The 12,857-nt window shown below is 64.8% G+C and carries 8 protein-coding genes and 1 riboswitch; of the genes, 2 read left to right on the forward strand and 6 right to left on the reverse strand.

Annotated elements, in window-relative coordinates:
- The first annotated feature begins 1 nt into the window (after position 1).
- A complete protein-coding gene (locus tag EAH75_RS09785) occupies positions 2–475 on the forward strand; it encodes a hotdog fold domain-containing protein (protein WP_140648441.1) in 474 nt (157 codons plus the stop codon).
- 34 nt (positions 476–509) lie between these two features.
- Here the strand turns inward: EAH75_RS09785 and EAH75_RS09790 are convergent, their stop codons facing one another.
- The 4 genes from EAH75_RS09790 to EAH75_RS09805 form a co-directional block, all read right to left on the reverse strand.
- Entirely contained in the window at positions 510–1,502 is a 993-nt protein-coding gene (locus EAH75_RS09790) for a diguanylate cyclase domain-containing protein (protein ID WP_140648442.1), read from the reverse strand.
- Positions 1,503–1,618: 116 nt separating this feature from the next.
- Positions 1,619–5,257, reverse strand: coding sequence for a response regulator (locus EAH75_RS09795; RefSeq protein ID WP_140648443.1), 3,639 nt, complete (start codon positions 5,255–5,257; stop codon positions 1,619–1,621).
- A gap of 114 nt (positions 5,258–5,371) precedes the next feature.
- A complete protein-coding gene (locus EAH75_RS09800) occupies positions 5,372–6,286 on the reverse strand; it encodes a CPBP family intramembrane glutamic endopeptidase (RefSeq protein WP_140648444.1) in 915 nt (304 codons plus the stop codon).
- Between the two features lie 103 nt (positions 6,287–6,389).
- Positions 6,390–7,991 (reverse strand): peptide chain release factor 3, encoded by a 1,602-nt coding sequence (locus EAH75_RS09805; RefSeq protein ID WP_140648445.1) that lies wholly within the window; start codon positions 7,989–7,991, stop codon positions 6,390–6,392.
- Positions 7,992–8,105: 114 nt separating this feature from the next.
- Positions 8,106–8,276: riboswitch (yybP-ykoY riboswitch) on the forward strand.
- 5 nt (positions 8,277–8,281) lie between these two features.
- Here EAH75_RS09805 and EAH75_RS09810 point away from each other — a divergent pair.
- Positions 8,282–8,848, forward strand: coding sequence for a manganese efflux pump MntP family protein (locus EAH75_RS09810; protein ID WP_140648446.1), 567 nt, complete (start codon positions 8,282–8,284; stop codon positions 8,846–8,848).
- An 89-nt stretch (positions 8,849–8,937) separates the two neighbouring features.
- Here EAH75_RS09810 and EAH75_RS09815 read toward each other — a convergent pair whose 3' ends face one another.
- Together EAH75_RS09815 and fusA are read right to left on the reverse strand one after the other, a co-directional pair.
- Entirely contained in the window at positions 8,938–10,335 is a 1,398-nt protein-coding gene (locus EAH75_RS09815; RefSeq protein ID WP_140648447.1) for a M20/M25/M40 family metallo-hydrolase, read from the reverse strand.
- Between the two features lie 190 nt (positions 10,336–10,525).
- The gene (gene fusA, locus EAH75_RS09820; RefSeq protein WP_140648448.1) at positions 10,526–12,655 is read right to left on the reverse strand and encodes an elongation factor G; all 2,130 of its coding nucleotides are present in this window, start codon (positions 12,653–12,655) and stop codon (positions 10,526–10,528) included.
- Positions 12,656–12,857: the final 202 nt, after the last annotated feature.

Raw genomic sequence — 12,857 nt, forward strand, 5'->3', positions numbered from 1 at the left:
GATGACTGTGTCCGTGCTGTCGCTGTACCGCCGCATCACGCGCTGGCCGGCCGGCCACTGGATCTTTTCGCGGCTGGTCTGTTTCAAGGCGCCGTACTTCGCCACGATCGCGCCGCGATTCGTGGCGCTGGAGCCGGGGCGTTGCGAAGTGCGCATCCGCGACCGCCACCGCGTGCACAACCATATCGGCACCGTGCATGCGATCGCGCTGTGCAACCTGGCCGAACTCAGCGCCGGCGTGATGACCGACGCGACCATTCCGGCCGACATGCGCTGGATTCCCAAGGGCATGACCGTCGAGTACCTGAAAAAGGCGGTGGGTACACTGCATGGAGTCGCTACGCCCGAGACGATGGTGCACTCCGCTGTCGACGGCTACCAATGGCCGGTCGATGTGCAGATCACCGATGCTGCCGGTGAAGTGGTATTCCGCGCTCGCGTCATGATGTGGGTGTCTCCGCGCAGACATGCCTGAACGCGTTGTCCAGCGGCAGGCAAGCCGCGAACGTTCAGCCCGCCAGCACGCAGCGATTCTTGCCGCTGCGTTTGGCCGCGTACATGGCGCGGTCGGCGGTCTGGACCAACTGCTCGTCGGCATCGGGGCGATCATCAGTCACGAACGGTGCGATGCCAATGCTGGCGCCGATGCGCACCTCGATCGAACAGCCATCCACGCGCAGCATGTACGGCTCGCCCAGCACGGAACACAGTTTCTCGCCGAGCTGCAACGCCTGCTGCGGGTCGCTCATGTCCTCCAGAATCAGTGCGAACTCGTCGCCACCCAGCCGCGCCACGGTGTCGTTGCCACGTAGCTGCGCAGACAGCCGCGCCGCGATTTCCTGCAGCAATACATCGCCCGCCGCATGGCCGTGCTCATCGTTGACGCCCTTGAAGCCGTCGATATCGATGAAGGCCAGGGCGAAGCGCTGATGATGGCGATGTGCGCGCTGGATCGCGACATGCAGGCGATCCTGAAACAGCATGCGATTGGGCAGGCCGGTCAGCAAGTCATGACTGGCCTGGTGACGGACCATCGTCTCGATCAGCTCGCGTTCGGCCACTTCCTCGGTGAGCTGGCGGTTGCGCTCGGCCAGTTCGGCCATCGCGTGCTGCAATTCGGCGCGCGCCGTATACAGCTCGAGAAACACGCGCACCTTGGACTGCAGAATCACATCGTTGATCGGCTTGGCGATGTAATCCACCGCACCGGAGCGATAGCCCTTGAGCCGGTTCATGTCGTCGGCGTAGGCGGCGGTGACGAAGATGATCGGGGTATCGCGCAGCTGCTCGGTTTCGCCCAGCAGGGCCGCCACCTCGAAGCCATCCATGTCGGGCATGTTGACGTCGAGTAGGATCAACGCAAATTGATGGTCCAGACACAGCGCCAGCGCCTCGTTGCCGCTGCGAGCCTCGAGAATCTGCGCGCCGCTATGCGCGAGCAACCGACGCATCGCGACCAGGTTGGCAGCGGTATCGTCGACCACCAGGATTTTCGGCAACATCGCGTTCATGTCGATGGCGGAGCGGTTGGGTCCATGGCGAACCTTAGTCGCTATCGGCAATGGCCGGTGTGAACGGCCGCACTGTCAGGCTCGATCGAGGAGGGTCGGCATCGCGGTCAGCGCTGCAGCCACACGCGTATCAGCGATGCCAGCTTGTCGATGTCGATCGGCTTGGACAGATAATCGCTGGCACCCATCTCCAGGCACTTCTCGCGATCGCCGCGCATTGCCTTGGCGGTCAGCGCGATGATTGGCAGGCTGGCGAAATGCGGCTGTGTGCGGATCGCGCGAATGGTCTCGTAGCCATCCATGCCAGGCATCATGATGTCCATCAGCACCAGTTCCGGTGCTTCGACCTCGGCCAGCATCTTCAGCGCCTTGGGCCCGTCCTGCGCCATGCTCACTTGCAGCCCCCAGCCGCGCAGCACCTTGGACAGCGCAAACAGGTTGCGCATGTCGTCGTCCACTAGCATCACGCGACGGCCGGTCAGCTCGCTGGCGGCGGCCGATTCGGCGGCGACCCCGGGCGGCGCATGCTGGATGCTGTGCAGGAACAGGCTGACCTCGTCGAATAGCTGCTCGGTCGAGCGTGCGCCCTTGAGCACGATGGCATCGGTGTACTGGCGCAATTTCAGGGTTTCCTCGCGGCTCAGTTCGCGGCCGGAATACACCACCACCGGCGGCACGCCGCTGGCCGTGTCCGCCAGCTTCTCCAGCAATTCGAGTCCGGACATGCCGGGCAGGCCCAGGTCGAGCACGATGCAGTCGTAGCCGGTGTGGGCGATCTTCTCCAGCGCCTCCTCGGCTGAGCCCGCTTCGTCGATCTGTACGCTGTCGGCGCGCAGCATGGTGCGCACGGCGGTGCGCGAGCCGGCATCGTCGTCGACGATCAGCAGGTGTCGTCGCTGACCGACAGCGAAGTGCAGCAGGCGCTCCAGCGCGGTGCCGATCGACTCGCGACTGACCGGCTTGGTCAGGAAGCCCACGGCGCCACGCTCCAGTCCATGTGTGCTGCTGTCGGTGGCCGAGATGAAGTGCACCGGGATCGCCCGCGTGGTGTCGTCGGCCTTGAGCTTGTCGAGTACCGTCCAGCCATCCATCGCCGGCAATGCGACGTCCAGCAGGATGCCGGTGGGACGGTGTTCGCGCGCCAGCTGCAGGCCCGATTCGCCATCGACGGCGGCTAGCGCGCGATAGCCCTGGCGATGGATGATGTCGATCAGGATGCGCGCGAATGCAGGATCGTCCTCGATCACCAGGATCGAGATCTGGCCGGGCAGCAGCGAGCGGCGATCGTCATCGATCACCTCAGGCAGCAGATACGGTGACGTTGCCCGGCTGAGTCTGGTGGCGCCGATGTGTGGCACATCGGCAGCGACCTCGGATGGCACCGGTGGTGTTTCGGGCAGCAACACGGTAAAGCAGCTGCCACGGCCGCTTTCGCTGCGCAGCACGATGTCGCCACCGAGCAATTGCGCCATCCGCCGCGAGATCGCCAGGCCCAGCCCGGTGCCGCCGAACTGTCGGCTGGTGCCGGCGTCCACCTGCTCGAACGCATTGAACACGCGCTGGAGCTTGTCCGGTGGAATGCCGATGCCGCTATCGCTCACCGTCATCGCGATCAACGGCTGGCCGAACAGCGCCTCGGGAACGTCGGTCTCGCTGTCGGGGCGCCCGATGTGAAGGCTCACCGCACCACCAGCGGTGAACTTGAACGCATTGCTGAGCAGGTTGTTGGCGATCTGCTCGAGCTTGTTGCCGTCGGTGCGAAGGATCGCTGGCAGGTCGGGCTCGATCTCCAGCGTGAAGTCCAGGCCCTTTTCCCCGGCGACATGCGCAAACGTGCGCCGCAGCCGCTGCACCAGGCTGGCCAGCACCAGATCGTCGATCACCAGTTCCATCTTGCCGGCCTCGACCTTGGACAGGTCGAGGATGTCGTTGATCAGGTGCAGCAGGCTGTTGCCGGCGTCGTGGATGATCCGCGCCGATTCGATCTGTTCTTCGTCGAGGTTGCCGGTGTCGTTGTCGGCCAGGCTGCGCGACAGGATCAGCAGGCTGTTCAGCGGTGTGCGCAACTCGTGCGACATGTTGGCCAGGAACTCGGACTTGTACTGGCTGGCCCGCGCCAGCTCGGCAGCCTTGTCGGCGGTTTCCTGCTGAAGATCCTCCAGCACATATTTCTGCCGGTTCAGGCTGTCGGTCTTCTCGCGCAATTCCTCGTTGGACGCTTGCAGCTCTTCGGCCTGCACGCGCAGCTCTTCCTCCGAGGCAATCAGCCGTTCGGACTGTTCCTCCAGCTCGGCCGTCTTCGCCTGCAGTGCCTCGTTGTTGTCGCGCAGCACTTCCTTCTGCTGACGCATCACCAGTTCGGACACACGCAAATCGTCGGCTTGTTCCCGCGTCTGCAGCAGCAGGTCATGCGTGTGGATCGTGCGGTTGAGGTTTTCCAGGGTCAACGCCACGATCGGCAGCAACTCATCCAGCAACTGCTTCTGCTGCGTGGTGATCGGCACGAAGCCGGCCAGTTCCAGCACGCCGATCAGCGTATCGCGGTAGAGCACCGGCAGGATCGCGACGTAGCTCGGCAGGGCCTCGCCGCTGCCGGAGTCGATGTGCAGGTAATTCTCCGGCACGTCGTCGAGCATGATGGCCTTGCGCTCGATCGCGCACTGGCCCACCAACCCCTCGCCGGGCAGGTAGTGATCGGTCGAACGGTTGCTCAGGCGCAGGCCATAGCTGCCCAGCAGGTCGAGGCGTTGGCGCGTATCGTCGAACGAATAGAACAGGCCGACGCCGGCCTTGCACAACGGCACCAGTTCGCTGGTCAGCCACTGCGCGAAATCCTTGTGGGTGGTTGCCTGCAACAGTACATGCGAAATATCCGCCACCCGCGATCTGATCCAGGTCTGCGCTTCGGTATCCAGCGACATCTGCTTGAACACCTGCAGCGCGCGGGAAATTTCGCCAATCTCGTCGCGACGGTCGAGCCGGCGGATCTCGAAATCATGATCATGCCTGGACAACCGTGTCATCAGGTTGGTGAGCCGGCGCAGCGGCCGGCTTACCAGCTGCGAAGTCAGCCGGATCACCGTCATCCCGAGCAGGATGCCGAGCAGTACTGCAATGATGTTGATCACTTTGGTGGTGATCAGGGCGTCATCGAGTTGCTGGTTGCGCGCCGTCAGCAGCTGATTCTCCTCGACGATCATCTGGTCGATGACGGCGTACAGATCCTCGCTGCGAACCGCGCGGTGCTCCAGATAGCTCGACTGGATGCGCTGCAGTTCCAGCGCCTTCGCCGTCGTATCGGTGCCCTTCAGTCGGGCGATCGGGTCGACCGCATTGGCCGTCATTTCGCGCTGCCATTGTGCCGCCATCTTTTCCAGCGAATCGGTGCGCAATTGCTGCAGCTGGTTGTCGGCGGTCATCTTGCGCAGAGAGGCGATGCGCTCACGCAGGTCGCGGGTGCCGCTCTCGAACATCGCCCGCTGGTCGGCGCGCTGGGTCAGCATGTAGCCGCGCGCGCCGATCTGACTGGTCTGCAGCGCACGCTGCACATGATCAAGTTCGAGCAGCACCTGATTGGTGTGCGTCGCCCAATGACGATTGCTTTCCTGCTGATGCAGCGAGTGCAGGGTGACCAGGCTGGTCAGCAGGAACAGGCCCAGCAGCAGACCGATCGCCAGCATCATCTTGCGCTGCAGCGGCTGGTCGGCGAGCCAGGAGCTCTTTTTCGGTCGGGTAGGTTGCTGCATGCGAGCCACGGTGGTCCGATGGGCGATCTGTCGCGCAGTCGTCGGATCGACCACTGCGCCAGCAACAGATTAGTCTGTGCTGCCGCCGAACCATAGCCGGCCGTACGCCGTGGCTCAGTGACGACCGAGCCGCCGCCAGGACCGGCGCGGCACAATCGAGCCGCGGCGCACGGCGACGGCCAGCAGGGCGAGCGTGCCCAGCGAGCACAGGGTCAGCGCGATCACCGACGCCTCGGCACCGAACACGCCGCCGCTGAGCCAGTCCGGGCCGCTGCGCGTGGACACCAGCCAGCCATCGGCCTTGAGGCCGGAGACGGGGATGCCGTAGATCGTGCCCTGGGCGAAGTTCCATGCCGCGTGCAGGCCCATGCAGAGCGGCAGCGAGCGCGTCACGTGATAGAGCATGCCGAACAGCAGGCCGGCCTCGATCGCGATGGCCGCCGAACTCCACAGCGTGGCACCGGGATTGGCGATATGCGCGGCGCCGAAGAACAGCGCCGAGACGATCAGCGCGACCCAGGTGCCCAGGCCTTCCTCGACGATGCGGAACAGCACGCCGCGACAGATGATCTCCTCGCCGATACCCGCGCCCAGCCCCACCATCAGCATCGCCGGCAGCCATTGTGCGTCGGGGTTGGTGCCGATGACGTGATAGCTGCCCAGCAGATACAGCACGCCGACCACCGCGCTGAACAGCAGCAAGCCGCCGAGCAGGCCGACGATGCCGTCACGCAGCAGCCTGCGCGGTGCCAGCTCGGTGATCGGGCGCCGTTCCACCAGCTTCACCAGCAGCAGATAGGCGAGCAGCGCCGGCACGGCACGCATCAGGAACTGCCCCAAGGCGTGCACGTTGGCCGGCGCGTCCTTGCCACCCCAGCCAAGCGCATGAACCAGCGCGCCCATGCCGAAGCTCAGCGCCATGAACATCAGCACGAAGATCACGATGCGCGCCAGCGGCGAGAACAGCAGCCAGCGTTTCCAGCGCGGTGCGCCGTCGGGTGTGGCAAAGGCAACTGACGCGTCGTGCATGGTGGTGGGCCCCTGTCTGGAAAGACCAGCACGCTAGCAGTCGCGACAGGGCCCGCCTAGTGGCAGCTGTCATGCCCGGCGTCCACTCGCCGGTGCGCGGCAGTTACATCTCGACCGATGCCGCATGCTCACGCGTGTTGGCAAATCGCACCTGCGGCCAGCGCTCCTGCGCCAGTTGCAGGTTCACCCGCGTCGGCGCGATGTAGACCAGCTCGCCGGCGCCGTCGATGGCGAGGTTCATCGCATTCTTCTCGCGAAACTCGGCCATCTTCTTCTCGTCGTCGCAATGCACCCAGCGCGCGGTGGTCACCGTCACCGGCTCGAAACTGGCGTCGACGTTGTATTCGTCCTTCAGCCGGTACGCCACCACGTCGAACTGCAGCACGCCGACCGCGCCCAGGATCAGGTCGTTCGACATCAGCGGGCGGAAGAACTGGGTGGCGCCTTCTTCGCTCAACTGCGCCAGGCCCTTCTGCAGCGCCTTCATCTTCAGCGGGTCGCGCAGGCGCGCGCGGCGGAACAGCTCCGGCGCGAAGTTCGGGATGCCGGTGAAGTTGATCGACTCGCCTTCGGTGAAGGTGTCGCCGATCGTGATGGTGCCGTGGTTGTGCAGGCCGATCACGTCGCCGGGATACGCGGTCTCCACGATCTCGCGGTCGCTGGCCATGAAGGTCAGCGCGTTGGCGATGCGGATGTCCTTGCCGGTACGCGTCTGGATCATCTTCATGCCGGCCGTGTACGTTCCCGAGCACACGCGCATGAACGCCACGCGGTCGCGATGCGCCGGGTCCATGTTGGCCTGGATCTTGAACACGAAGCCGGTGAGCTTTTCTTCCTGCGGCTGCACCAGGCGAGTGAGCGTGCCGCGCGGACGCGGGCTGGGCGCGTGTTCCACGAAGAAATCCAGCAACAGCTGCACGCCGAAATTGTTCACCGCCGAACCGAAGAACACCGGCGTCTGCCGGCCGGCGAGGTACTCGTCCATCTCGAACGAGGGCGCGGCGCCTTGAACCAGTTCGAGTTCCTCGCGCAGCTCACGCATCGCCTCGTCGCCGATCTTCTCCAGCAGGCCCGGCGCATCGAGGCCGTCGAAGATGGTCGAATCCTGGCGGGTGAAATTCTTGCCCTGCTCGAAGATGTGCACTTCGTCCAGCAGCAGGTGGTACACACCCTTCAGCCGCTTGCCCATGCCGATCGGCCAGGTCACCGGCGCACAGGCGATGCCGAGCACCGACTCCACTTCGTCCAGCAATTCGATCGGCGAGCGACCCTCGCGGTCGAGCTTGTTGATGAAGGTCATGATCGGCGTGTCACGCAGCCGGCAGACTTCCATCAACTTGATCGTGCGTTCCTCCACGCCCTTGGCGCAGTCGATCACCATCAGCGCCGAATCCACCGCGGTCAGCACGCGATAGGTGTCCTCGGAGAAGTCCGCGTGTCCCGGCGTGTCGAGCAGGTTGACGATCTTGCCCTCGTACGGAAACTGCATCACCGACGAGGTTACCGAGATGCCGCGCTCCTTCTCCAGCGCCATCCAGTCGGACGTCGCATGCCGCGCCGCCTTGCGCCCCTTCACCGACCCCGCCATCTGGATCGCGCCGCCGAACAGCAGCAGCTTTTCGGTCAGCGTGGTCTTGCCCGCGTCAGGATGGCTGACGATGGCGAACGTGCGACGGCGGCGGGTTTCTTGGAGATGGGTGGACATGGATGGCGGGTCGGCTGGAGCGCGAACCGCCAATTGTAGCGTGGATCGCCGGCCGTCCGAATCCGCTCCATGCTAGAATTGGCGCTGGACATCCCGGCCATGCCGGTGTGTCCCCCATCTTTTGGGGAGTAGCCTGCCTCGCTTCGGCGAGGCGTCTTCGTCAACATGCTCGGCTTATCCTGCCGTGGCGAAGACACCGATCCTGGTTGGCGAGACCAACGGCTGACGGCGCCACAGCGGTGGGGCGCGCCGTCGTGCCGTTGCGCCTTGCCCGACCGATCCGGCCATCCATGAATCCCCTTTCCATTTTGCTGCTCGGCTTCGCCATGTCCACCGACGCGTTCGCGGCGGCGATCGGCAAGGGCGCGGCGATGACCCGGCCCCGGCTCGGCCAGGCGCTGCGTGCCGGCCTGATTTTCGGCGTGATCGAGGCGATCACCCCGGTGCTTGGCTGGCTGCTGGGCAAGAGCGCTTCACGCTATATCGAAACGTGGGATCACTGGGTGGCTTTCGGCCTGCTGCTGGCGCTGGGCCTGCACATGATCTGGAACGCGCTCAAGCCGGCCACGGACGAGACAGTGGACGATGCGAAGAAGCACGGTTTCGTCCCGCTGGCCATCACCGGCTTCTCCACCAGCATCGACGCGCTGGCCGTGGGCGTGGGGCTGGCCTTCGTCGACATTCCGATCGCGGTCGTGGCGGTGGTGATCGGGCTGTGCACGTTCAGCATGGTGACGCTGGGCATCATGCTTGGCCGCGTACTCGGTGCCATCGTGGGCCGGCGTGCCGAGGTGATCGGCGGCATCATCCTGATCGGCGTGGGTGCGGCGATCCTGTACGAACACCTTTCGGCATAGCGGCCCAGCCCCATCGGGCGAGCGCCACGGCCATGGTCCGGCCGGGCGCATATCGTTGATGAAGCCGGATCGGCTGGCCAGGCCGCCGCCTACTTCGCCAGCTGGGTCAGCACCCGGTGCCAGAACTCCAGTCCCGCAGCGACTTCCGACGCCGGCAGCTTTTCGTTGAGGCCGTGCGCAAAGGTATCGTCCGGCTTGGTGAATGCCGCGTCCACGCCATAACTGGGTACGCCGGCGTTGCGGAAGTACATGCTGTCGGAGGCGCCAGCGGACATGCCGGGAACGATCTCCACGCCGGGGAAGCGCTGGTGCACGGCGTCGGTCACCGCGGCGATCACGTCCTTGCGCAGCGGCGATGCCGGGCTGGCCACCGGGGTGGGTGACAGCACCGCTACGGTGGCGGACTTGTCGTTGATCACCTTGATCAGCGTGTCGCGCACGCTGTCGACCGGTGTGCCGGGAAAGATGCGGCAGTTGACGTTGAGGCTGGCGCTCTGCGGCAGCGCATTGAGCGCGTGGCCGCCGTTGAGCATGGTCGCCACGCAGGTGGTGCGGATCTGGCCGACATAGGCCGGATCGGCCGAGATGGTGGCTGCGGCGGCAGCGTCATCGGGGTGGGCGGCGAACTGGGTCATCGCCGCACCCAGCGGGCCGGGCGTGTGGGCGCCGAGCGCACGCAGCGAGGCGAGCGTGATCTCGTTGCTGAGTGGTGGAAACTGGTAACCGGCAACGCGATCGATGATGCGTGCCAGCCGATAGATGGCATTGTCCTTATTGGGTTCGCTGGAGTGTCCGCCGGCCGAGGTCAGGCTGATCTGGAAGTCCGCGTAGGTCTTCTCGGCCGCCTGGATCTGGTACAGCGCAGGCTTGCCGGTGTCGGGGTTCAGGGTGCCGCCGCCGGCGTCGGCGTTGAGCAGGAATTCGGCGTCGTGATAACGCTTCGCCAGTTCGCGGGTCGAAGCCATGGTGGTCTCTTCGTCGCCGGACAGCAGCAGGACCAGATCGTGGCGTGGCTTGAAGCCCTCGCGCTTGAGCCGGATCAGTGTCTCGACCATCACCACCGCCGCGGTTTTCATGTCCGCGGTGCCGCGGCCGTAGAGATAGCCGTTCTCCTCGACCAGGGTGAACGGATCGCGAGTCCAGTCCTGGCGCTTCGCCGCCACCACGTCCATGTGACCGGACAGCAGGATCGGCTTGCCTTCGCCGGTGCCGCGATAGCGCGCCACCAGCGCGGCTGTTTCACCCACCGGGATGATCTCGACGTCGCTGGCGGCAAAGCCGGCGGCCTTGAGCTTGTCGGCCAGGTACGCGGCCAGCACCGGCACCTGGTGCTCGCCCTGAACCGTGTGGATGCTGATGGCGTGCTTGAGCATGCCCATGGTTTCGGGCAGCGCCTCGGCGGCCGTGTTGGCGTGCGCCATTCCGATGCCGGCGCAGAAGACCAGTGTGGCCGCTGCGGCGGGCCCAAGTGCTCGTGGTGCTCTCATTCGAGGTCCCCTGTGCATGTCTTGAACGAAGCCCGAGTATGCGCGGCGGCTCGCGCGCTTGTATAGGTCGATGCCCGCGCGTGGATTCCAGCGGTTGCGGCATGCACGCACAAAAAAGCCCGGAGATCGCTCCCCGGGCTTTTCGCATCGCACTGGCCGGTGCGGCCAGTGCGATGTTGGAACCGAAGCCTTACTTCGCCTCCTTCTCCATCAACTTCTCGACCATGCTGGCCGGCACTTCTTCGTAATGATCGAAGATCATCGTGAAGTTGCCGCGACCGCTGGTGGCTGAACGCAGGAAGTTGATGTAGCCGAACATTTCGGCCAGCGGCACGAAGCCCTGCACGAAGGCATTGGTACCCTTCTGGCCCTGTTCGGTGATCGAGCCGCGACGACGGTTCATGTCGCCGATCACGTCGCCCAGGTAGGTCGCTTCGGTGACTACTTCCAGCTTCATCACCGGCTCGAGCAGCTTCGGCTTGGACATCCTCTGCGCCTCGCGGAAGCAGGCGCGGGTGGCGATTTCGAAGGCGAGCGCTGAGGAGTCGACGTCATGGTACTTGCCGTCGATCAGGCGTGCCTTGAAGTCCAGCACCTGGTAGCCGGCGACCTGGCCCTGGCGGGACTCCTTCGTGATGGCCTGCTCCACTGCCGGGATGTACTCGCGCGGCACGCGACCACCGACCACTTCGTCGGAGAACACCACGCCGGTGCCCGGCTCGCCCGGCTCGAAGATGATCTTCACTTCGGCGAACTGACCCGTGCCGCCGGTCTGCTTCTTGTGCGTGTAGGTGTGCTCGACGGTCTGGCCGAACGCCTCGCGGAAGCTGACCTTGGGCTTGCCCATGTTCGCCTCCACACCGAGTTCGGTGCGCATGCGGTCGATGGTGATTTCCAGGTGCAGCTCGCCCATGCCCTTGAGCACGGTCTGGCCGGTTTCCTGGTCCACTTCCATGCGCAGCGACGGATCGGCCTTGACCATCTTGTAGAGCGCGGTCGACATCTTGTCGACGTCGCCGCGGGTTTTCGGCTCGACCGACACGCTGATCACCGGATCGGGGAAGCGCATGCGCTCGAGCAGGGCCGGATGCGCCGGATCGGACAGCGAATCGCCTGTCTCGGTGTCTTTCATCGAGACGAACGCGCAGATGTCGCCGGCACGAACCTCGTCGATTTCCTTGGTGGCGTTGGCCTGCACTTCCACGATGCGGCCCACGCGTTCTTTCTTGCCGCGGGTGACGTTCTGCAGCGTGTCGCCCTTCTTGATCACGCCCGAATAGATGCGGCAGAAGGTCAGCGTGCCGAACTGGTCGTTGATGACCTTGAACGCCAGCGCGCGCGCCGGCGCGTCGTCGCGCACTTCCTGCTCGCCGATGATATTGCCGTCCTCGTCGACGATCGAGATGCCGCCGTTCTCGCCCGGGTACGGCATGTAGTCGACCACGGCGTCGAGCAGCTGCTGCACGCCCTTGTTCTTGTACGACGAGCCGCAGAACACCGGTACCAGCTTGCCGGTGACGCAGCCCTTGCGGATGCATTCCTTCAGCTTCACCGGATCGTGCTCGCCGGTCTCGATGAGGTGGCTGAACGCGTCGTCGTCCATCGCCAGTGCGGTTTCCAGCATTTCCTCGCGCAGCTTGGGCAACTGGTCGATCCAGTCGTTGTCGACGGTGGAGCCGAACTTCAGGCGCGCCCGCGCCTCCTCGAACGACACGGTTTCCCAGGTGCTGTCCTTGTCGTCCGAGGCCCAGATGTAGGCGACATTGGCGACCAGGTCGGCCATGCCGATGAATTCGTCGGAGCTGCCCAGCGGAATCTGGCACAGCAGCGCCGGTGCGTTGAGGCGCTCGCGGATGCCTTTCACGCAATGCGCGAAGCTGGCGCCGATGCGGTCCATCTTGTTGATGTAGCACACGCGCGGCACGTTGTACTGGTCGGCCAGGCGCCAGTTGGTCTCGGTCTGCGGTTCCACGCCGGCGACGCCGTCGAATACCACCACCGCGCCGTCCAGCACACGCAGCGAACGGTTCACCTCGATGGTGAAGTCGACGTGTCCGGGCGTGTCGATCACGTTGATCTGGTGGCCCTTCCACTCGGCGGTCACCGCCGCCGACTGGATCGTGATGCCGCGCTTGCGCTCCTGCTCCATGTAATCGGTGGTGGTGGAGCCTTTGCCATCTTTCGTGTCGTGCACGTCGATGATCTGGTGCTTCTTGCCGGTGTAATACAGCACGCGCTCGGTGGTGGTGGTCTTGCCCGCATCGATATGCGCAATGATGCCGATGTTGCGGTAGAGCGAGATGGGTTTCTGTCGGGCCACGGTCTGGATTCCGGAAAAGGTTGTGTCAGGGCAAGCGTGAGGAGGGCAGTCAGATGCTGTCCACCGGGATCGTTTTCAAGATGCCTGCGGGTTTGGGGCTGGTTTGCGCTGGCCCCGGCAGGCAGGGTGCGAGTGCATCAGACCGCCTATCATAACCGGCCAGCGGCAAGCCTGCTGGGATCGGTTCAGTCGACGGGCGGCA

It is taken from the genome of Rhodanobacter glycinis (assembly GCF_006438785.1).
Classification (GTDB): domain Bacteria; phylum Pseudomonadota; class Gammaproteobacteria; order Xanthomonadales; family Rhodanobacteraceae; genus Rhodanobacter; species Rhodanobacter glycinis_A.